This window comes from Streptomyces sp. NPDC020845 (genome assembly GCF_044334165.1).
GTDB lineage: Bacteria > Actinomycetota > Actinomycetes > Streptomycetales > Streptomycetaceae > Streptomyces.
Map to the genome: position 1 here is coordinate 15372 of NZ_JBIRSJ010000012.1, position 21841 is coordinate 37212.

Here is a 21841-nt window from a genome sequence, read left to right on the forward strand (position 1 = left end):
TGGGCCCTTGCCTTGCGGAGGGCTCGTCCGAGGACCGAGGGACGCGGCCGCCGTGCTCTTCGAGCGGTATCGATGGGTGGATCGAGGCCGATCGGGGTGCCGGTGGCGGGGCGTGCGAAGTCGACCCGGTGACCCGGATCGCCACAAGAAGTGTACGGGACCCGTGCGGTGCCGGGTGACGGCGATATCCACAACCCGTGAGTAGTCCCCAGATCGTGGCCATGATCCACGCGAATCGGGCGAGTCGCGTCACCGTGTCTCCATGCGACCGCACACCGCTGCCCCGACCGTCGGCCCGGCCTCCGACCGGGCCCCGGACCGGCCTCCGCCGACCTTGCCGACGTTGCTGCTGACCCTGCTGACCTTGCCGTTCATGGTCTTACTCGGCGCGATCCCGCCGCTGTCGGCCTGGCCGGCCGCCGCGTCGGAGTCGACCATGGCGCCGGAGTCGGTCATGGCGCCCGAGTCGACCACGGCCGCGGGGGCCTCGGCCCGTGACGGGCGGGCCTGGCCGGTGGGGCCGGAGTCGGGCGCGGGCAGACCGACGGTGCTGCGGGGCTGGGAGCCGCCACCCACCCCCTGGGCGGCGGGCCACCGCGGGGTGGATCTGGCGGCCCGCACCGGCCGGCCGGTGCGGGCGGCGGCTGCGGGCCGGGTGTCCTTCACGGGCCAGGTCGCGGGCCGCGGAGTGCTCACCATCGAGCTGTCGGGCACCGGCCGCCCGCCGCTGCGCACGACATACGAGCCGGTACGGACCGTGGTGGCCAAGGGCGAGCGGGTGCGGGCCGGCCAGGTGGTGGGCGCCCTGAGCGCGGGCCCCTTCCACTGCCCGTCCGGCTGTCTGCACTGGGGCCTGCGCCGCGGGGACCGCTATCTGGACCCGCTGTCGCTGCTCACCCCCTCGATGCTGCGCCACGGCCCCTCCCGGCTGCTGCCGGTCTTCGGCGTCCCGGAGGGGCCGGACGTCCCGGAGGAAGCCGACGCCCGGCAGCGAACGGGCGCCCCGCCGGGAGCGAGCACCCGGAGCACGTCGTATACGGCCGACGGCCGTACGCCGCCTTACACCCTCGCCTCGCGCACCGCGGGGCCCTCCGACCCCGTGGGTCTGGCCTCGGCCACCGTGCTGGCGGGCGCGGCGGCCTGGGCTGGGGGGCGTCTGCGCCGGGCGCGGGCGACGGGCACCGGGCGGGCGGTCGTCAGGGGCGCACGCCGTGCAGGGCCATGGTGACGGCCGCTTCCGTGACGCCCGCGGGGTCCTCGGCGCCGAGCTCGATCCGGCGGACCGCGGCGTCCACGACGCCCTGCAGCAGCACCGCGGTCAGCCGCGGCTGCTCATGGCCGAGCTCGCCGAGGGCCTGGACGACCATGGCGATCAGCCCGCCGTGCGCGGCCCGGATCTTCTCGCGGGCGCCCGCGTCCAGCTCCCCGGCAGAGATCGCCACAACGGCGCGGTGGCGGCGGTCGCCGACCAGCGCCAGCTGCTGGCGCACATAGGCCTCGATCTTCGCCTCGGGCGAGTCGACCCGCTCCATGGCCGCCTCGACCTCGGCGGCCCAGACCGGGAAGTCCACCGCGCACAGCTCCTCGACCACGGCCGCGCGGGATCGGAAGTACTCGTAGACGGAGGACCGCGCAAGGCCCGTGCGCTCGGCGAGGGCGGGGAAGGTCAATGCCTCCGTACCACCCTCGGACAGCAGGGAGCGGGCGGCGTCCAGCAGGGCGTCGCGCTGCATCGTCCGGTGCTCGGCCACTGAGGCCGCTCGAATCCTGGGCACGCCACCACTTTACGAAAGGCCCCGTGGTGGGAGCGATACTGCCGGGACGATTCAGCGTCCGACGTCGGCCAGCTTGGCCCGCAGCTGCAGCACGGATTTGGTGTGGATCTGGCTGACCCTGCTCTCCGTGACCCCGAGGACCTGGCCGATCTCGGACAGCGTCAGCCCCTCGTAGTAGTAGAGGGTGACCACGGTCTTCTCCCGCTCGGGGAGCGTGTTGATGGCGCGGGCGAGCAGCCTGCGCAGCTCGCGGTCCTCGGCCACCTCCACGGGGTTGTCGGCGGCGGTGTCCTCCAGGGTGTCCATGAGGCTCAGCCGGTCTCCGCCCTCCCCGCCGGCGTGCAGCAGGTCTTCGAGGGCGACCACATTGGCCAGCGACAACTGGCTGAAAACCCCGTGCAGTTCATCGAGGCCGATCTCCATCTCGGCGGCCACCTCGGCCTCCGAAGGGGTGCGGCGCAGGGCCGCCTCCAGCGTGGCGTAGGCCCGCTCGACCGCCCTGGCCTTCTGGCGGACCGAGCGCGGGATCCAGTCCAGCGCCCGCAGTTCGTCGATCATCGCGCCACGGATCCGGGTGATCGCGTAGGTCTCGAACTTGATGGCCCGCTCGGGGTCGAACTTCTCGATGGCGTCGATGAGTCCGAAGACGCCCGAGGAGACGAAGTCGGCCTGCTCGACATTGGACGGCAGCCCGACGCTGACCCGCCCCGCCACATACTTCACCAGCGGCGAGTAGTGGAGGATCAGCTGCTCCCGGAGCCGACCGTCGCCCGTGGACTTGTAGGACCGCCACAGCTCGTCGAGCGATGACGGGGCGGCGGGACGCACCGCGCCGCGGGCAGGGGTCGGCGCCGCGCGGTCAGACCCGGAGATGTGCTGGGGCATTCGTCGCCTTGTGCCGTTCTGCCATGACGTGGGTGAGGAGGTGCGCTTCCGCCGGAAACCTAGTGAGCGTAGCGTGACTGAGCCATCGCGGTATGCGAAGGGAGTCGGCTCGGCGGTGTGCGGATACGGTCATCGCCTCAACCCTTTCACCCGATTGCCCCAAATCTGGGGATCGCCTCGCCGTGTGCTGTCGTTCCGGCGAACCGTCGGAGCCAACTCCCAACGGTCGCCATGTCGTTCGACAAAACCCAGGGCGAGCAGCTCATACAGCCGGCTCAACGCTTCCTCGCAGCTCGTCCCCGAGTCCCGGGCGACCTCGCGTCCATCGCTGCCGCCCTGTGCCGACAACGCTTCCAGGACGCGTGCCGTCACGGGATCGAGCAGGTCCCGCTCCACCAGTGGCCCCTGCCGCGCGGGCGCGAGCTCCCCGATGCCGCCCACCAGCTCGGCCACTTCAGCCGCGTCGGTGACCAGAACGGCCTCCCCGCGCAGCAGTTCATGAACCCCCGAGGAGAGCCCGCTGGTGACCGGGCCCGGCACGCCCATGGTGTGCCGCCCGAGCTTGAGCGCCCGGCGCGCGGTGACCAGGGACCCGCTGCGGTACTGGGCCTCGACGACGACCGTGCCGCGGGTGAGCGCGGCGATGACCCGGTTGCGCAGCACAAAACGGCTGCGGGTCGGATGCGTGCCGGGCGGTAACTCCGCCAGCACCAGGCCCTGTTCCGCGATCCGCTCGATCAACTCGGCGTGGCCCCGGGGGTAGGGGATGTCGACGCCGGAGGCGAGTACGGCGATGGTCGCCCCGTCTGCCGCCAGCGCGCCGCGGTGCGCGGCGCCGTCCACACCATGGGCCGCACCGGAGACCACCACCCAGCCCCGCTCGGCGAGCCCGGCCCCGAGCGTCGCCGCGACATGCGCGCCGTAGTCGCTACAGGCCCGGGCGCCCACCACGGCGACGGAGCGCAGCGCCCACATCCGCAGCGAGGGACGACCGCGCACCCACAGCCCGACCGGGCGGGCGTCGCCCAGGTCGTCGAGTTGACCGGGCCACTCCAGGTCGCCGGGGCATACGAACCGTCCGCCGCGGGCGGCGGCGACGGCCAGGTCCCCGGCAGGGTCCAGGCTCTCGGCCCGCAGCCGGCACCCGGCGATGCGCTCCGCGCTCGCCCCGGGCGGCGGCTCACCGGCCCCGCACAGCGCCCGCCGCAGCGCCACCGGCCCCATCTCGCGCAGCCAGCGCCCCACCGTCTCGTCCCCCGGCTCCACCAGCCGGGTGAGCGCGGCCCGCGCCAAGCGCTCCTCCTCCGCCACACCCCCGGACCCGGCCCCAGGCACCGGCCCTGTCGCAGTCCCGGCCTCTGCCCCCGGTCCCACCGCGGTCCCAGTGCCGCCCGCACCCGCGGCCTCGGCCTCGCTCCCGGCCCTGGCCGCCTCACCCCCAGCTCCAGCCCCAGCCACGCTCCGGCGGCCCGGGCCCGACACCGGCCCCCGGCCCTCCCGCGGGCCGGCCATCAGAACCCCACCGCCCCGGCCGGAACGCCACGGCTGACGCCGGTGCGCAGTTGCAGCGCCTGCGCCACGTCCTCGGCCTCCGGCCGGTCGTGGCCCGCCAGGTCCGCGACGGTCCAGGCGACCCGCAGCACGCGGTCGAGGCCGCGGGCGGTGAGCAGCCCGCGCTCCATGTCGCGCTCGGCCTCGCGCAGCGCCCCGGGGCCGGCGTACCAGCGGGTGCGCAGCTCATGGCCCGGCACCTCGCTATTGGTGCGCCAGGGGGTGTCGGCGTAGCGCGCGGCGGCGCGCTCCCGCGCCTCGCGCACCCTGGCCGCGACCACCGCGGTGCTCTCCCCGACGCCCGGGGCCCCGGTGAGCTCGGCCCGGCTGACCGCCTCGACCCGGACCCGCAGGTCCACCCGGTCCAGCAGCGGCCCGGAGAGCCGCGCCTGATAGCGGCGGACCGTCGCGGGCGAGCAGTCGCAGCCGTCGCCGATGTACGAGTGGCGCCCACAGGGGCATGGGTTGGCGGCCAGCAGAAGCAGAAAGCGCGCGGGCATGCGCACCATGCCGGCCGAGCGGGCCACCACCACATGGCCGGACTCCAGGGGCTGGCGCAGCGCGTCGAGCACCTGGGCGCTGAATTCGGGCGCCTCGTCCAAAAAGAGCACGCCTCGGTGTGCGAGCGAGACCGCGCCCGGCCTCGGCAGCCCGTTTCCCCCGCCGACCAGGGAGGCCATGGTGGCCGAGTGGTGCGGTGCGCAGTACGGCGGCGCGGCGACCAGCGGCTGGCCGGGCGGGAGGATCCCGGCCACCGAGTGGACGGCGGTCACCTCCAGGGACTCCCGCCGGGTGAGCGGGGGCAGCAGATCGGGCAGCCGCTCGGCGAGCATGGTTTTGCCCGCGCCGGGCGGGCCGGCCAGGAAGAGATGGTGGCTTCCGGCCGCGGCGACCTCCAGGGCCTTGCGCGCGGCTCGCTGACCGGCGACCTCGGCCAGGTCGGGGCGGCGGTCGGCGGCCGTCCCCGCGTGGGCCGCCACGCCGACGCCCATACCGGCGCCCGCCAAGCTCAGCCCGGCTAGCATCGGGTCGGGGCGGCCCTCCTCGGGCAGCTCCTCCTCGTCGGGCACCGGTGCGTCCGTCAACACGGCGATCAGCTGACGCAGGGTCCGCACGCCGAGCACCGAGACATCCGGCACCAGGGACGCCTCGGCCGCCGTCTGCTCCGGGACGACCACCTGCCGGTATCCGGCCCCGGCGGCAGCGAGCACCGCGGGCAGCACCCCGCGCACCGGGCGGACCCGGCCGTCCAGTCCGAGCTCGCCGATCATCATCAGGTCGGCGATGGCCCGTGGGTCGATGCGCTCGGCGGCCCCGAGCACCGCGCAGGCCACGGCCAGGTCGAAGCCGCTGCCGCCCTTGGGGACGGACGCCGGGCTGAGCCCCACCGTGAGCTTTTTCTGCGGCCAGTCGGCGCCGGAGTTCACGACGGCCGCGCGGACCCGGTCACGGCTCTCGACCAGGCTCTTGTCGGGCAGGCCGACCAGTGTGAAGGTGGCGACGCCCGGCTCCAGATCGGCCTGGACCTCCACCACCACGCCCTCGACCCCGACCAGGGCGACCGAGCAGGTGCGGGCGAACCCCATCAGGCCGCCCCCCGCACATGCTCGACCACCGGCGCGCCGCGCTCGGGCAGCACCACGCCGATCAGATCGATTCGCACCCCGCCCGGAGGCGGGCCGCCGTGCCGCTCCAGCCAGCGCTCGGCCAGCCGCCGCAGTCGGTCGGCCTTGCCGGGGGTGACGGCCGCCATCGGGTGTTCATAGCCGCCGAGGCGGCGCGTCTTGACCTCGCACACCACCAGCGCCCCGGCGTCCAGGGCGACGATGTCGATCTCTCCGTCCCGGCACCGCCAGTTCCGCTCCACGACGGTCATCCCGGCCTCGGACAGCCGACGCACCGCCAGATCCTCGCCGTAGCGTCCGAGCGCTCCTCGGGCGTTCATTCGGCACCACCTCCGTCACCGACTGTGACGGCTCGGCGCCGAATTATTGGATCTTTGTGGACAACCGACTGGTTGTGGACAACTCAGCCACTCGGAAGGTCGAGATCGCTCTTGTTCAGCTCCTCGATGTTCACGTCCTTGAATGTCAGGACGCGTACCTGCTTCACGAAGCGGGCCGGTCGATACATGTCCCAGACCCAGGCGTCGGCCATGGAGACCTCAAAGAACACCTCACCCTGCACCGAGTGCACCTGCATCTCGTAGTCATTCGTGAGATAGAAACGCCGTTCAGTCTCGATCACATATTTGAACAGACCGACGACATCGCGGTACTCCCGGTAGAGCTTCAGCTCCATCTCGGTCTCGTACTTCTCGAGGTCCTCGGCGCTCATGGCATGTTCCCCTTCAGCCGTGCGTCCCCCCATTGTGCGTCAGACGCGCTCAGTCTCCAGGATCACCGGCACAGTCGGGGGTCCCTCGTCGAGCAGCCTACGCAACAGCCCCACGAGCTGTGACGGGTACACCGGCTCTCGTACCGCCGCCAGCTCCTCGACCGTCCACCACCGCAGCCCCGTGACGCTGCGCCGCTCCAGCTCGGTATGGCCGCCGGTCCACGTCGCGGTCTGGCCCGTACGGGCCAGGTAGTACCACTCGTCCTGATGCCAGCGTCGGCCGTCGAACGGGAAGGAGCACACCCGCCGCCACACCACGGGCCCCAGCTCCACCTGTGTGATCCCGGTCTCCTCCGTCAGCTCCCGGCGCGCCGCCTGCTCGCGGCTCTCATCGCCCTCCAGCCCGCCGCCGGGGGTGAACCACCAGGTCGTCGACGGGTCCTCGGGTTCGAAGCCGTGGATCAGCAGAATCCTGTCGTGCGGGTCGAGCAGGACCACCCGGGCGACCTTCCGCAGGTCTTCGCCCCGGCCCTCCGCGCCTGTCCCCTCAGACACCGGTCGCCGCCTTCGTCGTCTTCCCGCGCCGCTCCTCGCCCCGCTTGCCGCCGCGCCCGATCCGGCGCGCCAGCGGCCCGTACGCCGCGCCGCCCAGGATGAGCACCGCGCCGACCACGGCGGAGATCAGGATGAGTCGCAGCGGCCCCGGCTGTGAGACGCCACCAGACAGCGCCTTGAAGGCTTCCGGCCGGTCCAGCATCCCCAGGTCCGGCGGCCAGGCCGTGGCGTCCACCCGGCCGCTCACCGCGCTGCGCGGGACGGCTCCGTCCGCGCCGTCGGTCAGATGCACACGGGAGTCCAGGGAGTCGTTGCGGTGGTCGCCCAGCAGGAACAGCTTCCCCTTGGGCACCCTCGCCGAGAAGACGGTGGGCGAGGCCGACCCCTTGGTGTGCAGATACGGTTCATCGAGGGGCTTGCCGTTCAGCGTCAGCCGCCCCTGCTTGTCACAGCACGCGACCGTGTCCCCGCCGACACCGACGACCCGCTTCACCATCGGCAGATCGCCCCAGACCGAGTCCTTGAAGACGACCACGTCGCCACGGCGCACCTCGTCGCCGTCTATTCGCTCCGCCAGCACGCGGTCGCCCCGGCCGATGGTCGGCGACATCGAATCGGTCGGGACGGTGTACGGCTTGTAGAGCACCGCGCCCCAGACGAACGACCCCAGGAAGAGCACACAGCCGACGGCGACCGCCGCTCCGGACAGGACGCTCCCAAGCCCCCTGCCGCCCCCTCCGACCTGCCGGGCTCCGCTCATTCCAGTGCTCCTGCCTCACGTAGCAGAGGTCGATCCCCATCGCACCCCAGGTCGTCAGCACCCTACCCGGCGGTACGGACCTCAGGCAGCGTCCCGCGCGCCTTGCGGACGAGCCTGCGGCGGCGCCACAGAACGATCGGGACCGCGCCCGCGAACCCGAGCGCCGAGGGGGCCATGGAGGCCGCCGCGCTCAGCCCCGGCTGGTCGAAGGTGCCGGGGACGGAGAGGGTCGACCAGCGGTCGATCGGCCACGCGACCACGATGGCCCGCCCGACGACCTTGTCCACCGAGACCGTGCCATTGTCCAGATTCTGGTGGTAGCGCGAGTCCAGCGAGTCCTGGCGGTGGTCGCCCATCACCCAGATCCGGCCCTTGGGCACCTTGATCGGGCCGAACGGCTTGTCGTCGCAGGGCGTGTTCCCGGGGAAGATGTAGTCACGCTCGTTCAGCGCCTTGCCGTTGACCTTGACCGGTCCGCCCTTCTGGCACTCGACCGTGTCCCCGCCGACCGCGATGACCCGCTTGATCAGGTCCTTCTCCTCCGCGGACGGCATCAGGCCGATAAAGCTGAGCACTCGCTGAACGCCCTTGGCGAGCGGGCCCGAGTCGGACTGCTGGGTCTCGCCCAGCCAGCCGCCCGGATCGTGGAAGACGACGACCTCGCCGCGCTCCGGCTCGGCGCCGAACCACGGGGTCAGCTTGTCCACCAGCACCCGGTCGCCGCGCTGCAGCGTGTTCTGCATGGAGTCGGAGGGGATGGAGAACGCCTGCACCAGGAACGTCTTGATCAGCAGGGCGAGCAGCAGCGCGATGCCGACGAGGATCGGCAGCTCTCTCCAGAACGAGCGCGTCTTCTTGGCGTCGTCCTTGGCACCGTCCTCATCCTTGGCGCTGTTCTCCCCGTCCTTGTCCTCGCCGTCCCTGTCCTCGCCAGGCCCGTCCCCCGCCCGGTCCTCGGCACCAGGAGTATCCGAGGGATCCGGGGAACCCGAGGAGCCGGCGGAGGCCGAGAAGCCCGGCTTGCCGAGGGAGACGGGAGACTCAGCGGAGCCTGGAACGTCAGCGGAGCCGGGAGCGGCCGGTGAACCGCCCTGGGAGGCGGCCGCGGCGTCCGTCGCACCGGAGCCCCCCGGCGCCTCGAACGTCTCGGGGGCCCCGCCCATAGGCGCATCGGCCGGGCGCGCCCCGTTCACCGGTGGCTCTTCGCTCCCCCCCGGTTGCCTCTCGGGCTCTTCGTGACCGGATCGAGCGCCGACCGCCAAATCCCCCACATTCACTCCTCACGCCGCGCTGCCGCCCACGCCACGAACGGCGCAGGCCCACCACTCCCATAACGAGCGGGAGTTCCGCAGGGGTCGGGAGCTGGACCAACCCTTGCTGGTCCGAGGACAGCCTATGCGGCGAGCCGCGTGCCTGCGTCGCCCCGCTCGGCGCGTCCTTCACTGAGGCATATGTCTCAGGTTCTTCCAGGCTCTGCCAGTGGCCGAAGGGCCACGCGATCACGATGGCCCGGCCGACGACCAGGTCGTCCGAGACGGTTCCCTGGTCAGGCTCGTCCAGATGGACCCGCGAGTCCGCCGAATTGGCCCGGTGATCGCCCATCACAAAGATCCGCCCCTGAGGGACAGTCACCTTGAACCGGCGCTCCGAGGGCACATTACCCGGGTGCAGATACGGCTCGTTCAGCGGCGTGCCGTTGACCGTCACCCGGCCGTCTTTGTCACAGCAGGCGACCGTGTCGCCGCCGACCCCGACCACCCGCTTGATCAGATCCTGCTCGTTCGAGGACGGAAGCAGTCCGATCCAGGTCAGGAACTGTTTGGCCTGCTTGATGACGACCGGATCTTCCTTGGGCGGCTTCCGCTCGTCCTCGAGCCAGCCTCCGGGGTCCTTGAACACCACCACATCCCCGCGCGACGGCTTCGAGCCGAACCATGGTGTGAGTTTGTCCACCAGCACCCGGTCGCCGATCCTGATCGTCTGCTCCATCGAGCCCGACGGGATCACAAACGCCTGGACCAGAAAGGTCTTGAGCACCAGGGCGATCACCAGCGCCACGCCGATCAGGATCGGGATCTCCTTCATGGCCGAACGGCGCCGCCTGCGCTTGATACGGCGCTGGACCTTGCGCCGCTCCGCGCGCCCGCCCAGACGCGGCCCCGTACGCGGCGCGTCCGCGCTGTGCACGGGGCCCGAGCCGGGGATGTAGCCAGGAGTGCCGGGGCCCGAGCCCGTGTGGTCCGAGCCCAGACGGCCGGAGCCCAGGCGGCCGGAGCCGGGGCGACGGGTCCCGTGCCGGGACCGTCCGCGGTTACCCATGTGCGCCGCCCGGGGCCGGGTCCGGTACCTGTCCGAAGGCCCCCGGGCGGTGTACTCCGCTCCAGCGGCCGACCGGCCAGCCGATCCAGTCGGCGCGTCCGATCACCTTGTCGACCGGGACCGTGCCTCCGCCCGGCTCGCCGAGGTGGTCCCGTGAGTCCCTGGAATCACTGCGGTGGTCCCCCATGACCCACAGCCTTCCCTCGGGCACCACGATGTCGAACGGGACCTGTGACGGGGCATCCCCCGGAAACAGGTAGTCCTCGTCCACCGGCTTCCCGTTCACCTCGATCCTCCCCCGCTTGTCGCAGCACCTGACCCGGTCACCACCCACACCCACGACACGCTTGATGTAGTCGGTCTCGGCCGGTTCGGCCAGCCCGACCGCCGCGGCCGCGCCACGCAGCAGCGCCACCACCGGATTCTGGGACGGCTCCTTCTGGACGAAGGACCCGGTTCCGTCGAACACGATGACGTCACCGCGGCGCGGCGTATCACCGAAACGGTACGCCAGCTTGTTCACCAGGACCCGGTCTCCGGGCCGAAACGTGTTCTCCATCGATCCGCTGGGGATCAGAAAGGGCTGTACGACGAAGGCGCTCAGCAGAAGGACGAAGACGGCGCAGACCGCCGCGAGCACACCGGCCCGCCGCCAGGGCCCGCCCCCGATCAGCCGGCCGAGCCCCCGCCGCGTACGCGAAGAGCGCGATCGCTCCTCCTGTCCCTCGGGGGAACGGGAGGAGCGATCGCGCTCTGAGAGCTGGGCGTCGGTCTCCATCAGGCCAGAGCCTATCCGGCCCGCCTGTGCCGTCCGGCAGTAGCTCAGTTGTCGCGCAAAACTCAGTTGTCGCGCTTTTCCTTGATCTTCGCGGCCTTACCGCGGAGGTCGCGCAGGTAGTACAGCTTGGCGCGGCGGACGTCACCGCGGGTGACGACCTCGATCTTCTCGACGATCGGGGTGTGCACCGGGAAGGTGCGCTCGACGCCGACGCTGAAGCTCACCTTGCGGACGGTGAAGCTCTCGCGCACACCAGAGCCCTGGCGGCGGATGACGACGCCCTTGAACTGCTGGACACGGGAGCGGTTGCCCTCGATGACGCGGACGTGGACGTTGACCGTGTCGCCGGGGCGGAAGGTCGGGATGTCGCTGCGCAGCGACGCGGCGTCGACAGTGTCGAGCACATGAGACATGATCGTCTGCTTTCCTCGCTGATGCCACAGGTCATCAGCGGCATATCGGTGATGATGGGGAGTGCCGTCTGGTCGGGCGGGCGTCGATCCCCCTGTGGCAGGGGCGCACACCGGACGTACAGCAGCGGCCTATTCTTCCACGACCGGACCGGACCGCCCAAATCGGGGCCCTTGATCGTGTTCGCTCGCCTCCGGAAGCTCCTCCCAGCCCAGTTCCGCCAGGAGCTTCCGGTCGTACTTGTCCAGCGCCGCCGGGTCGCAGCGCTCTATGAGGTCCGGCCGGTTGCGGCTGGTACGGCGGAACGCCTCGTCCCTGCGCCAGCGCGCGATCTTGCCGTGGTGGCCGCTGAGCAGCACCTCCGGGATGCCCCGGTCGCGCCACTTCGGCGGCTTGGTGTAGACGGGCCCCTCCAGCAGATCGGCCATCGCGCCGGGGGCGAAGGAGTCGTCGCGGTGCGACTCCGCGTTGCCCAGCACGCCGGGCAGCAGCCGGGCCACGGCCTCCGTGATCACCAGGACCGCGGCCTCCCCGCCGGCCAGCACATAGTCGCCGATGGAGATCTCGTACACATCCAGGCGCTCGGCGTACTCGTCGATCACCCGGCGGTCGATGCCCTCGTAGCGGGCGGGGGCGAAGACCAGCCAGGGGCGCTCGGCCAGTTCGACGGCGAGGGCCTGGGTGAACGGGCGGCCGCTCGGGGTGGGCACGACCAGCGCGGGCAGCGGCGGCGTCCCGTCCCCGCCGGCCCCCGGCACACCGGGCTCCGTACCACCGGTCCCCGACGCGATGATCTCGTCCAGCGCCTCGCCCCACGGCTCGGGCTTCATGACCATGCCGGGCCCGCCGCCGTACGGGGTGTCGTCGACGGTGTTGTGCCGGTCGTGCGTCCAGGTCCGCAGATCGTGGACGCGTACGTCCAGCTGTCCGCGGGCGCGCGCCTTGCCGACCAGCGAGACGTTCAGCGGCTCCAGATACTCCGGAAAGATCGTGACGACGTCGAGCCGCATCATGCGCCCCCGCGCTCGGCGCCGCCCTCGCCGCGAGCGACCTCGGCCTGGGTCTCGTCGAGCAGACCGGGCGGCGGGTCGATGACGGCGCGCTGCGCCTCGAGGTCGATCTCCGGCACCACCTCGGAGACGAAGGGGACCATCACCTCGCTGCCGTCGGACCGCCGGACGATCAGCAGGTCCTGGTACGGCAGATGGGAGATCTCCGAGATCCGGCCGACCTCGGTGCCGTCGACGGTGACCACGTCCAGGTCGATCAGCTGATGGTCGTAGTACTCATCGGGGTCCTCGGGCGTGTCCTCGGGGTCGACCTCCGCGATGAGCAGGGTGCCGCGCAGCGCCTCGGCGGCCGTACGGTCCGCGAACCCCGCGAAGCGCAGCAGCAGCCGGCCGCTGTGCACCCGGCCGGTCTCGATGGTCAGCGGCCCGGCCGAGGCGGGCTCGGTGGCCAGGACGGCACCCGGGGCGAGCCGCAGCTCCGGCTCGTCGGTGCGCACCTCGACGGTGACTTCGCCCTTGATGCCGTGGGCGCGGCCGATCCGCGCCACAACCAACTGCACTGTTCCCTGTTCCCTTCACGCACACGGGCCGGGGACGGCCCAAAGCCCTCCCCGGCCCGTGCCGGTGCTCTTCTTGACGCTGCTCAGCGAACCTGGTCCACGTCGACGAGGTCGACGCGGACGCCACGGCCGCCGATGGCGCCCACGACGGTGCGCAGGGCGCGGGCGGTGCGGCCGTTACGACCGATCACCTTGCCGAGGTCGTCGGGGTGCACCCGCACCTCGAGCACGCGCCCGCGCCGCAGGTTGCGCGAGGCGACCTGCACGTCGTCGGGGTTGTCGACGATGCCCTTCACCAGGTGCTCGAGGGCCTCCTCGAGCATCCTCAGGCCTCGGTCGACTCGGCCGCCGCGTCAGCGGCCGCCTCGTCCGACTTCTTCTCGGACTTCTTCGCCTTCGGGGTGATGGCCTCACCCTTCGCCTCGCCACCGGTGTCCTTGGCGGCGGCCTCGAACAGGGCGCGCTTGTCGGCCTTCGGCTCGGCGACGAGCATCGGGGCCGGGGCGGGCAGGCCCTTGAACTTCTGCCAGTCGCCGGTGACCTTCAGGATGGCGAGCACCGGCTCGGTCGGCTGCGCGCCGACACCCAGCCAGTACTGCGCACGCTCCGAGTCCACCTCAATGCGCGAGGGGTTCTGCACCGGGTGGTACAGACCGATCTCCTCGATGGCCCGGCCGTCACGGCGGGTACGGGAGTCGGCGACGACGATGCGGTAGTGAGGCGAACGGATCTTGCCCAGACGCTTCAGCTTGATCTTGACTGCCACGGGAGTGGTGTCTCCTGGTCTTGACGTGATTGAGCACTGCGAAGTGCCGCGTGGGGTTGCGGTACCCGAGTGCCCGATGGACGCGTCAGCCGGAGGAGAGAGGGGTCCCGGTCGGCTGTCGAGTACAGCTGACCATTGTGCCACACCGTGACAGGTCAGCCGACCGCGGCCACCGGCTCCGGGATACGGAACGGCTTCCCGCATCCCCCGCACATGATCGGCGCCTGCGCCAGCACCGACGGGACGACGCGGACATTGCGCCCGCAGTCGCACACCGCCTTCACCCGGACCCCGCCACCCGACGAACCATGCCGGGCGGCCGGTCCGCGGAAGGTGCGGGCGGTGTCGGCGGCGGTCGCGACGGTGTGCGCCTTGAGGGCGCGCTGGAGTCGGTCGATGGTGGTCCGATAGCGCCTTCTCGCCTCGGGGCTGAGCGTGACCAGCGAGAAGCCGCTGCTGGGGTGCGGCTCATCGGGGTGGTCCAGGCCCAACTCCTCGGCGATGGCCAGGAAGCGGCGGTTGTGGTAACGGCCGGCGCGCGAGGTGTCACGGACACCGCGCGCCGCGGCGATGCCGTGGACTGCCTCGTGCAGCAGCCGTTCGAAGGAGAGCTCGGCGCCACATGCGGACGACGACTCTCCGATCAGCGATTCGGGCGCGGCGAGATCCGGCAGCTCGGGGTGGTGCCGTTGAATATCGGCCCACGCCTGCGCCAGCTCTGCGGCGAGTACAGGTGGTGTCGTGCTCACGTCGTGATAACGAGCGGGGAGTGCCCGGTGTTCCGATTCCGGGGCATCACAAATAATTTGCACGTACCAGTCAGTTCAGCGCTGATGCGCCCCGAGGAGGGCGGGTGCGCCAATGTGTGGATGAGCCACCCACCGCGCACCAAGGCGGTACGTAACGCCCGCCCCGCACCGCCCCCGGATTTCCGCTCAGCCTTCCGCTCGGTTTTCCGCTCAGCGGAAGCGCGCTTCCCCGCTCAGCGGGGGCGCGCTTCAGCCTCTGCCTCAGTAAGCGCGCGCGACAAAGGCGACGTTACCGGGCGCGTCATCGGCGTCCGGCACCGACCCGTCCTCGGCCACCAGACAGCGCACGGACACGGCCTGCTCGGCGAGCGCCGCCTCGCCCTCCGGGCCGAGGTCCGCCCAGGGGATCCGCGCCCAGCCGCCGGCCGCCGCGGCCTCGGCGGCCTCCTCCACGGTCCGCACATCCGTGGTACGGGCCTCGCGCCGCTCCCGCGCCTGGCGCAGCAGCAGCGCCTGGTCCTCCTCCAGGACCTTCGGCAGCAGATCGGGAAGCGCGTCCAGCCGCACCGGCTCCTTGCCGCCCGGGATCCGCCGCGCCACCATCGCGGTGCCGCCCTCCAAGTCGCGCGGGCCGACCTCGATCCGCACCGGAACGCCCTTGAGCTCCCAGTCCACCGCGCGGCGGCCGAAGGGGGTGTCGGTCCGGTCGTCGACCTGGACCCGCACCCCGGCCGCCGCCAGCCGGTCGCCGATCTCGCGGACCTTGGCCAGCACCGCCTCATCGCCCTTGATGGCCAGCACAACGGCCTGCACGGGAGCCAGCCGCGGCGGAATCCGCAGCCCGCTGTCGTCGCCGTGCATCATCACGAGCGCGCCCACCATGCGGGTGGTGCTGCCCCAGGAGGTCTGCCAGACCAGCTCCTGCTTGCCCTCCTTGGACAGGAACTGGGTGTTGAACGCGCGGGCGAAGTTCTGGCCCAGCTCATGGCTGGTGCCCAGCTGCAGCGCCTTGCCGTCGCCCATCATCCCCTCCAGCGTGAGGGTGTTGATGGCGCCCGCGAACCGCTCCTTGGCGGTCTTGCGGCCCAGCACGACGTCCATGGCCAGCACGTTCTCCATGAAGTCGGCGTAGACGTGCCGGTGGATACGGGAGGCGAAGTCGCGGGCCTCCTCGTACGTGGCGTGGGCGGTGTGGCCCTCCTGCCACAGGAACTCGGACGTACGCAGGAACAGCCGCGGCCGCAGCTCCCAACGCACCACATTGGCCCACTGGTTGATCAGCAGCGGCAGATCGCGGTAGCTCTGCACCCACTTCGCGAAGTACTCGTTGATGATCGTCTCGGATGTGGGCCGGACGACCACGGGCTCCTCGAGCTTCTTGCCGCCGCCGTGCGTGACGATGGCGAGCTCGGGGGCGAACCCCTCGACGTGCTCCGCCTCCTTCGTCAGATACGACTGCGGGATGAACAGCGGGAAGTACGCGTTCTGGACGCCCTCGGCCTTGATGCGGGCGTCCATGTCCTGCTGCATCCGCTCCCAGAGCCCGTAGCCGTACGGTCGGATGACCATGGTGCCGCGCACCGGACCGTTGTCGGCCAGTTCGGCCTTGTTGATCAGATCCTGGTACCAGCGCGGAAAATCCTCCGCCTGGGGGGTGAGAACGGGAGCCTTCGCCATGGCGCCGATCGTACGGCGACGGTCCGCCGAACCGTGAATTCATTTGGCCAGGGCAACAAGAGGGCAACGGGGCGGCAGCCGGACCGAGCCCCCGGACACAGTCGGGAACAGGGGGCGCACAACGGGGGCATACAAGCATGGCCGCGAAAGCTCTGGACGCGCGGACGGATGCGCAGTTCCCTGGCCTACGGGGGTGGAACGCGCGGCGCACAACGGTGGCAACAGGCTCTTCGGCTCACGGCACTGCTCTCGTCGGATTGGGGCGCATTCCATGACATCTACGCTCATACGGCGGCACCTTTCCCCGTACCCCTCCTCCCCCTCCGCACCGGGCGCCGCGATATCCCGCGCCCGTGCCCGCGACTGGGCGGAGATCCAGGAACGGATGATGGTGCCGCTGTACGAGGCCGTGTACGAGCGCCTGGAGGTCGGCGCCGGGACTCGGCTGCTGGGCCTGGGCTGCGGCTCGGGCCTGGCCCTTCTCATGGCGGTGGCGCGCGGCGCCACCGTGTGCGGGGTGGACCCGGACGAGGAGCGCCTGGGGCTCGCCTGCGAGCGGCTGCTCGCGGGCCCCGGAGCGCGGCCGGGCGGCGCGCGCCCTGGCGTACCGGGGGGCGTCGCGCGCCTCGCCCGCCTGGCGGACGGCGGCCTGGGGAGCGCCCTGACGGCGACGGGGGCCGGGGTGGGGACAGCGGCGCGGGCCGGATCCGGATTCACCGTGGTCACGGCCTTCGATCCACTGTCGGCGCCCGGGTCCGGAAGCGCTCTGCCGGAGCGGATTGCCTCGGCCGCCGCCCTCGCCGAGCCCGGCAGCCCGGTCGTCCTGGCCGGATGGGGCCCGCCCGAGCGGTGCGCCACCTCCACGGTGCTGCGCGTGGCCGACCCGACAGCCGACCCGACGTTCCCCCAGCTACCGCTGGGAGGTGCCCCCTCCCCGCGCTGGCAGCCGTGCGGCAGGGACGACCTGGAGGACCTGGCCCAGCGGGCCGGGCTGCGGCTCGACGGCTCGGGCCGGGTGGCCTGCCCCTTCGGGTACGCGGACATGGACAGCGCGGTGCGCGGGCTGCTGTCGACCGGGCTGTTCGACGCGGCGGAACGCACCACCGACGCCACACAGGTGCGCAAGGAGATCACCGAAGCCCTCCATCCGTACCGGCGCCAGGACGGCACGGTGTGGATGGAGAACGTGATGCGCTATCTGATCGCGCGGACGTAAAGGCACCCAGGCGTAAAGGCGCCCAGGCGTAAAGGCACCGCGGTGTAAAGGCGCGCAGGGGTGAGGGCCCGCGGGCGGCTCGGCCCGCCCGGCCCTCGCGCCTCGCCCGCTCAGCCCATGAACTTCTTGAACTCGTCGGGCAGTTCGAAGTCCTGCCCGCCCTGGCCGGCGGGCAGACCGAACGCACCGCCCGGCTGCCCCGCCTGCTCACGACGGGCCGCGGCGGCCTGCTCCTCGGCCTTGCGCTTCATCGGGTTGCCGCTGCGCTGCTTCCCCTTGGCCTTCTTCTGCGGCTTGCCCTTGCGCTTGGCGGCGCCGCCGCCCATGCCCGGGATGCCCGGCATACCGGGCATCCCGCCCTGCGCCATCTTCGACATCATCTTGCGCGCCTCGAAGAACCGCTCCACCAGGTTCTTGACCGCGCTGACCTCGACACCCGAGCCGCGCGCGATACGGGCGCGGCGCGAGCCGTTGATGATGGTCGGGTCCTGGCGCTCGCCGGGCGTCATCGACTTGATGATCGCGGCGGTGCGGTCCACGTCCCGCTCGTCGAGGTTGTTGATCTGGTCCTTGATCTGGCCCATGCCCGGCAGCATGCCGAGCAGCTTGGAGATGGAGCCCATCTTGCGGACCTGCTCCATCTGCGCCAGGAAGTCGTCGAGCGTGAACTCCTTGGGGCCCTTCGCCAGCTTGGCCGCCATCTTCTCGGCCTCTTGCTGGCTGAAGGTCTGCTCGGCCTTCTCGATCAGGCTGAGCATGTCGCCCATGCCCAGGATGCGGGACGCCATGCGGTCCGGGTGGAACGCGTCGAAGTCGTCCAGCTTCTCGCCGTTGGAGGCGAACATGATCTGGCGGCCGGTGACATGCGCGATGGACAGCGCGGCACCGCCGCGCGCGTCGCCGTCGAGCTTGGAGAGCACCACGCCGTCGAAGCCGACGCCGTCGCGGAACGCCTCGGCGGTGTTCACCGCGTCCTGGCCGATCATCGAGTCGACGACGAAAAGGACCTCGTCCGGGCGGACCGCGTCGCGGATGTCCGCGGCCTGCTGCATCAGCTCCTGATCGATGCCAAGGCGGCCGGCGGTGTCGACGATCACCACGTCGTGCTGCTTGGTCTTGGCGAACTCGATCGAGTCCTGGGCCACCTTCACCGGGTCGCCCACGCCGTTGCCCGGCTCCGGGGCGAAGACCGCGACACCGGCCCGCTCGGCGACCACCGAGAGCTGGTTGACGGCGTTGGGACGCTGCAGGTCACACGCGACCAGCAGCGGCGCGTGGCCCTGCCCCTTCAGCCAGCGGCCGAGCTTTCCGGCGAGCGTCGTCTTACCGGCACCCTGCAGACCCGCGAGCATGATCACGGTCGGCGGCTGCTTGGCGAAGCGGAGGCGGCGGGTCTCGCCGCCGAGGATGCCGATCAGCTCCTCGTTGACGATCTTGATGACCTGCTGGGCGGGGTTCAGCGCCTGGGAGACCTCGGCCCCCGTCGCCCGCTCCTTGATCTGCTTGATGAAGGCCCGGACGACGGGAAGCGCGACGTCCGCTTCGAGCAGGGCGATACGGATTTCACGCGCCGTGGCGTCGATGTCCGCCTCAGAGAGGCGGCCCTTGCCCCGGAGGTTCTTGAAAGTCGCTGCGAGGCGGTCGGAGAGGGTATCGAACACGGTGGTCGCGAATCCTTCGGTCGGATGTCGGGTCGGCGGTCGGCCTCCAAGGGTATCCGCCCGCCGCCCGAACGGTCTGCCCCCTGGTGCCGCGCCCCGGTGGAGCCGCACCCGCCGGGGCGCTACGCGCTCAGCGTCCGCTCGACCTCCTTGGCCACCTCCGCCGCGCGCATGGGCTGCAGCGGGGCGCCTGAGGCGTCCGTGACGTAGAAGGCGTCCACCGCGTTGGCGCCGAGCGTGCTGACGTGGGCGCTGCGCACCGTGACCCCCGCGTCCTCCAGCGCGCGGCCGATGCGGTGCAGCAGCCCGGGGGCGTCCTGGGCGCGCACCTCGATCACCGTGGCGAGCTGGGAGCTTCCGGGCGCGACGGTGACCCGCGGAGGCGGGGCGTGCACACCGCGGCGGCGGGGGTATTTGCGGTACGCGGCCTCACGCTCCGTGAGCCTGGCCACTATGTCGAGCGACCCGTCCAGGGCCCGCAGCAGATCCTTGCGCAGCCGCGCGGCCTGCGGCAGCGAGCCGTACTCGGCGGCCACCCGCCAGCTCAGCAGCAGTACGCCGGGCCCCGGCTCGGAGGCCGGCCGGCGGGAGTCCGGCGTACCCGCCGCCAGCAGCACACCGTCCCGTTCGCCGGACAGCTCCCCGGTCAGTTCTCCAGTCAGCTCCCCGGTCAGTTCTCCGGGCAGCTCGACGGCGCGCAGGTCCGCCGCCCGTACGGTAAGCCGGTGCAGCGCCAGCACGCCGGCCGCCGCCGGCAGCACGCCGGGCTGCTCGGGGACGGCGATCAGCAGCTCCACGCCGATGGGCTCCGTACCGGACTCGGCGCCCGGCCCCGCGCCCGCCGCGCCGTCCGGAGCGCCGGCGGCCGCGCCGCCCGCTCGGATCCCCGCCGCCTCGCCCGGCGGCAGCGCCTCCGAGCGCGCGCGCAGGGCGAGCACGGGGCCGCCGGTGCGCCAGGCCTCGATGGCGAGCCTCTCCTGTTCGGCGGTGGTCTTTTGTGGCGCGGAGGAGTCCGCCGCCGGCTCGCCGGCCAGGACCGCCGAGACCCGCTTGACCAGGTCGGCCACGAGCGAGCCGCGCCAGGCGCTCCAGGCGGCGGGGCCGGTGGCGAGGGCGTCGGCCTCGGTGAGGGCGTGCAGCAGCTCCAGGGTGGCCGTGGAGCCGACGGCCTCGGCGACCGAGCGCACGGTGGCGGGGTCGTCCAGGTCGCGGCGGGTGGCGGTCTCGACGAGCAGCAGGTGGTGGCGGACGAGCGTGGCGAGGACGGCGACGTCGGCGCGGTCGAAGCCGATCCGGGACGCCACGTCCCGGGCGATGGTCTCGCCCGCCACCGAGTGGTCGCCGGGCCAGCCCTTGCCGATGTCGTGCAGCAGCGCGGCGACCAGCAGCAGGTCGGGGCGGCCGACGCGGCGGCTGAGCGCGCTGGCCCGCACGGCGGTCTCGACGAGGTGGCGATCGACGGTCCAGCGGTGCACGGCGTTCCGCTGGGGGCGGCAGCGCACCCGCTCCCAGTCGGGCAGCAGCCGGGTGATCAGCCCCTCGGCCTCCAGGGCCTCCCAGACCGCGACGGTGGACTCGCCCGCGCCGAGCAGCGTGACCAGCTGCTCCCTGGCCTCGGGCGGCCACGGTACGGGCAGGGGCTGTGCGGCGGCGGCCAGGCGCCGTACGGCGTGCAGCGACAGCGGCAGACCGGCCTGGGCGGCGGCCGCCGCGGCCCGCAGCGGCAGGACCGGGTCGCGCTCGGGGCGCGCGGTGCGTGCCAGCACCGCCTCGCCGTCCTGCTCGACGACGCCCTCGGCGAGCGGGCTGCGCTCCCCCATCGCGTCAGCGCCGCCGCCCCCGGAGCCGCGTCCGCGGCCGCCGAGGAGGCCGCGCAGCCGCGGCCGGGTCGACCGGGCGCGCAGCACCCGCTCGACCTCGCGCCAGGTCACATCGCTCGCGTACGAAATGGTCCGGGCCGACTCGTACACCTGGCGCAGCAGGGTGTCGGCGTCCAGCAGGCCGAGCTCGGCCGCGACCTGGTCCTGCTCCTGGAGGGCGAGCCGGTCGGTGGCCCGGCCGGTGGTCAGGTGCAGCGCGTCCCGTACGTCCAGCAGCAGCCGGCGCGCCTCGGCAAGGCCCTCGCGCGGCGCGTCGGCGAGCCAGGAGGCGGCGATGGCCCGCAGCGCCGTCGCGTCGCGCAGCCCGCCGCGCGCCTCCTTGAGGTCCGGTTCCAGCAGGAACTGCAGCTCGCCGTGGCGCCCGGCGCGCTCCTGGCCCAGTTCGCGCAGCTCGGGCAGGCGCTTGGGGGCCCGGGCCCGCCAGTCGGCGAGCACCGCCGTGCGCAGCCCCGCGCTGAGCGCGGCGTCGCCCGCGATATGGCGCGCGTCCAGCAGGCCGAGGTGGGCCTTCAGGTCCTCGCCCGCGGTCTTACGGGCCTGGTCGGGGGTGCGTACGGAGTGGTCAAGGGCCAGCCCCATGTCCCACACCGGGTACCAGACGTGGTCGGCGAGGGTGGCGATGGCGGAGGCGTCCGCCGAGCCGTCGTGGAGCAGCAGCACGTCCAGGTCGCTGCGCGGGGACAGTTCGCCGCGTCCGTATCCGCCGACCGCCACGAGGGCGACGCCCTGGGTGATACCGGCCTTCTCCGCCCCGCCGGTAAGCAGCGCGGCCAGCCATTGGTCGGTGAGCTCGGCGAGGGCGGTACGGCGCGGCGGCCCGGACCGCGACTCCTCTTGCAGGAGTCGCAGCCGGGCCGCCGCGTAGCCACCGGGCGCCGAGTCGGCCATCTTCTCTGTCTTCGCCTCGACGCTGTCCGTCAACTCGGCTCCTTGATCACAGGGAAGGACGTC

At 72.2% G+C, this 21841-nt stretch carries 22 protein-coding genes; 2 read left to right on the top strand and 20 right to left on the bottom strand.

Annotated elements, in window-relative coordinates; all coding sequences use genetic code 11:
• Positions 1-262: 262 nt before the first annotated feature.
• Complete coding sequence (locus ACH4U7_RS30625) at positions 263-1228, top strand: murein hydrolase activator EnvC family protein (protein ID WP_398531041.1); 966 nt, start codon at positions 263-265, stop codon at positions 1226-1228.
• Here ACH4U7_RS30625 and ACH4U7_RS30630 read toward each other — a convergent pair.
• The 18 genes from ACH4U7_RS30630 to proS all read right to left on the bottom strand — a co-directional run bounded on the left by ACH4U7_RS30630 (position 1197) and on the right by proS (position 16133).
• Positions 1197-1751 (bottom strand): TetR/AcrR family transcriptional regulator, encoded by a 555-nt coding sequence (locus tag ACH4U7_RS30630; protein WP_398531330.1) that lies wholly within the window; start codon positions 1749-1751, stop codon positions 1197-1199. The genes ACH4U7_RS30625 and ACH4U7_RS30630 overlap by 32 nt on opposite strands.
• 75 nt (positions 1752-1826) lie before the next feature.
• Complete coding sequence (whiG, locus tag ACH4U7_RS30635) at positions 1827-2660, bottom strand: RNA polymerase sigma factor WhiG (RefSeq protein ID WP_398531042.1); 834 nt, start codon at positions 2658-2660, stop codon at positions 1827-1829.
• Between the two features lie 129 nt (positions 2661-2789).
• Positions 2790-3893 carry a DNA-processing protein DprA gene (dprA, locus tag ACH4U7_RS30640; RefSeq protein WP_398531331.1) on the bottom strand — a complete coding sequence of 368 codons (1104 nt, stop codon included), beginning with the start codon at positions 3891-3893 and terminating at the stop codon, positions 2790-2792.
• 278 nt (positions 3894-4171) lie between these two features.
• Positions 4172-5797 (bottom strand): YifB family Mg chelatase-like AAA ATPase, encoded by a 1626-nt coding sequence (locus ACH4U7_RS30645; RefSeq protein ID WP_398531043.1) that lies wholly within the window; start codon positions 5795-5797, stop codon positions 4172-4174.
• Positions 5797-6156, bottom strand: a complete 360-nt coding sequence (locus ACH4U7_RS30650; protein ID WP_358643726.1) for a YraN family protein — start codon at positions 6154-6156, stop codon at positions 5797-5799. The genes ACH4U7_RS30645 and ACH4U7_RS30650 overlap by 1 nt, the downstream gene beginning before the upstream one ends.
• Positions 6157-6239: 83 nt before the next feature.
• Entirely contained in the window at positions 6240-6548 is a 309-nt protein-coding gene (locus ACH4U7_RS30655) for a DUF2469 domain-containing protein (protein WP_004944840.1), read from the bottom strand.
• A 39-nt stretch (positions 6549-6587) separates the two neighbouring features.
• Positions 6588-7103 (bottom strand): NUDIX hydrolase, encoded by a 516-nt coding sequence (locus ACH4U7_RS30660; protein ID WP_398531044.1) that lies wholly within the window; start codon positions 7101-7103, stop codon positions 6588-6590.
• Positions 7096-7863, bottom strand: coding sequence for a signal peptidase I (lepB, locus tag ACH4U7_RS30665; RefSeq protein ID WP_398531045.1), 768 nt, complete (start codon positions 7861-7863; stop codon positions 7096-7098). The genes ACH4U7_RS30660 and lepB (ACH4U7_RS30665) overlap by 8 nt, the downstream gene beginning before the upstream one ends.
• Positions 7864-7925: 62 nt before the next feature.
• Positions 7926-9026 carry a signal peptidase I gene (gene lepB / locus ACH4U7_RS30670; RefSeq protein WP_398531046.1) on the bottom strand — a complete coding sequence of 367 codons (1101 nt, stop codon included), beginning with the start codon at positions 9024-9026 and terminating at the stop codon, positions 7926-7928.
• Positions 8923-10182: a signal peptidase I gene (gene lepB / locus ACH4U7_RS30675; RefSeq protein ID WP_398531047.1), complete on the bottom strand. Its 1260-nt coding sequence runs from the start codon at positions 10180-10182 to the stop codon at positions 8923-8925. The genes lepB (ACH4U7_RS30670) and lepB (ACH4U7_RS30675) overlap by 104 nt, the downstream gene beginning before the upstream one ends.
• Entirely contained in the window at positions 10175-10960 is a 786-nt protein-coding gene (gene lepB, locus ACH4U7_RS30680) for a signal peptidase I (protein ID WP_398531048.1), read from the bottom strand. Before lepB (ACH4U7_RS30680) ends, lepB (ACH4U7_RS30675) begins: the two co-directional genes overlap by 8 nt.
• A 62-nt stretch (positions 10961-11022) precedes the next feature.
• Positions 11023-11373 carry a 50S ribosomal protein L19 gene (rplS, locus tag ACH4U7_RS30685; RefSeq protein WP_014176061.1) on the bottom strand — a complete coding sequence of 117 codons (351 nt, stop codon included), beginning with the start codon at positions 11371-11373 and terminating at the stop codon, positions 11023-11025.
• A gap of 129 nt (positions 11374-11502) precedes the next feature.
• A complete protein-coding gene (gene trmD, locus ACH4U7_RS30690) occupies positions 11503-12381 on the bottom strand; it encodes a tRNA (guanosine(37)-N1)-methyltransferase TrmD (protein WP_398531332.1) in 879 nt (292 codons plus the stop codon).
• Entirely contained in the window at positions 12381-12941 is a 561-nt protein-coding gene (gene rimM, locus ACH4U7_RS30695; protein ID WP_398531049.1) for a ribosome maturation factor RimM, read from the bottom strand. The genes trmD and rimM overlap by 1 nt, the downstream gene beginning before the upstream one ends.
• A gap of 83 nt (positions 12942-13024) precedes the next feature.
• On the bottom strand, positions 13025-13264 hold the full coding sequence (locus ACH4U7_RS30700) for an RNA-binding protein (protein ID WP_014176063.1): 240 nt from the start codon (positions 13262-13264) through the stop codon (positions 13025-13027).
• Between the two features lie 2 nt (positions 13265-13266).
• Entirely contained in the window at positions 13267-13707 is a 441-nt protein-coding gene (gene rpsP / locus ACH4U7_RS30705) for a 30S ribosomal protein S16 (protein ID WP_385624337.1), read from the bottom strand.
• A gap of 155 nt (positions 13708-13862) precedes the next feature.
• Positions 13863-14456 carry a hypothetical protein gene (locus tag ACH4U7_RS30710; RefSeq protein ID WP_014176065.1) on the bottom strand — a complete coding sequence of 198 codons (594 nt, stop codon included), beginning with the start codon at positions 14454-14456 and terminating at the stop codon, positions 13863-13865.
• A 261-nt stretch (positions 14457-14717) separates the two neighbouring features.
• On the bottom strand, positions 14718-16133 hold the full coding sequence (gene proS, locus ACH4U7_RS30715; protein ID WP_398531050.1) for a proline--tRNA ligase: 1416 nt from the start codon (positions 16131-16133) through the stop codon (positions 14718-14720).
• Positions 16134-16404: 271 nt separating this feature from the next.
• Between proS and ACH4U7_RS30720 the strand changes: the two genes are divergently transcribed.
• On the top strand, positions 16405-17349 hold the full coding sequence (locus ACH4U7_RS30720) for an SAM-dependent methyltransferase (protein WP_398531051.1): 945 nt from the start codon (positions 16405-16407) through the stop codon (positions 17347-17349).
• Between the two features lie 110 nt (positions 17350-17459).
• Here ACH4U7_RS30720 and ffh read toward each other — a convergent pair whose 3' ends face one another.
• Complete coding sequence (ffh, locus tag ACH4U7_RS30725) at positions 17460-19010, bottom strand: signal recognition particle protein (protein WP_398531052.1); 1551 nt, start codon at positions 19008-19010, stop codon at positions 17460-17462.
• Between the two features lie 122 nt (positions 19011-19132).
• The gene (locus ACH4U7_RS30730) at positions 19133-21778 is read right to left on the bottom strand and encodes a [protein-PII] uridylyltransferase (protein ID WP_398531333.1); all 2646 of its coding nucleotides are present in this window, start codon (positions 21776-21778) and stop codon (positions 19133-19135) included.
• Between the last annotated feature and the right edge of the window lie 63 nt (positions 21779-21841).

Coding starts and splice junctions, on each gene's coding strand:
- whiG (WP_398531042.1), bottom strand. CDS start 2,660: ATGCCCCAGCACATCTCCGGGTCTGACCGCGCGGCGCCGACCCCTGCC.
- ACH4U7_RS30655 (WP_004944840.1), bottom strand. CDS start 6,548: ATGAGCGCCGAGGACCTCGAGAAGTACGAGACCGAGATGGAGCTGAAG.
- trmD (WP_398531332.1), bottom strand. CDS start 12,381: ATGCGGCTCGACGTCGTCACGATCTTTCCGGAGTATCTGGAGCCGCTG.
- ACH4U7_RS30720 (WP_398531051.1), top strand. CDS start 16,405: ATGACATCTACGCTCATACGGCGGCACCTTTCCCCGTACCCCTCCTCC.
- lepB (WP_398531048.1), bottom strand. CDS start 10,960: ATGGAGACCGACGCCCAGCTCTCAGAGCGCGATCGCTCCTCCCGTTCC.
- lepB (WP_398531046.1), bottom strand. CDS start 9,026: ATGGGCGGGGCCCCCGAGACGTTCGAGGCGCCGGGGGGCTCCGGTGCG.
- ACH4U7_RS30650 (WP_358643726.1), bottom strand. CDS start 6,156: ATGAACGCCCGAGGAGCGCTCGGACGCTACGGCGAGGATCTGGCGGTG.
- ACH4U7_RS30625 (WP_398531041.1), top strand. CDS start 263: ATGCGACCGCACACCGCTGCCCCGACCGTCGGCCCGGCCTCCGACCGG.
- ACH4U7_RS30645 (WP_398531043.1), bottom strand. CDS start 5,797: ATGGGGTTCGCCCGCACCTGCTCGGTCGCCCTGGTCGGGGTCGAGGGC.
- lepB (WP_398531047.1), bottom strand. CDS start 10,182: ATGGGTAACCGCGGACGGTCCCGGCACGGGACCCGTCGCCCCGGCTCC.
- ACH4U7_RS30700 (WP_014176063.1), bottom strand. CDS start 13,264: ATGCTCGAGGAGGCCCTCGAGCACCTGGTGAAGGGCATCGTCGACAAC.
- rplS (WP_014176061.1), bottom strand. CDS start 11,373: ATGTCTCATGTGCTCGACACTGTCGACGCCGCGTCGCTGCGCAGCGAC.
- lepB (WP_398531045.1), bottom strand. CDS start 7,863: ATGAGCGGAGCCCGGCAGGTCGGAGGGGGCGGCAGGGGGCTTGGGAGC.
- proS (WP_398531050.1), bottom strand. CDS start 16,133: ATGGCGAAGGCTCCCGTTCTCACCCCCCAGGCGGAGGATTTTCCGCGC.
- ACH4U7_RS30730 (WP_398531333.1), bottom strand. CDS start 21,778: ATGGCCGACTCGGCGCCCGGTGGCTACGCGGCGGCCCGGCTGCGACTC.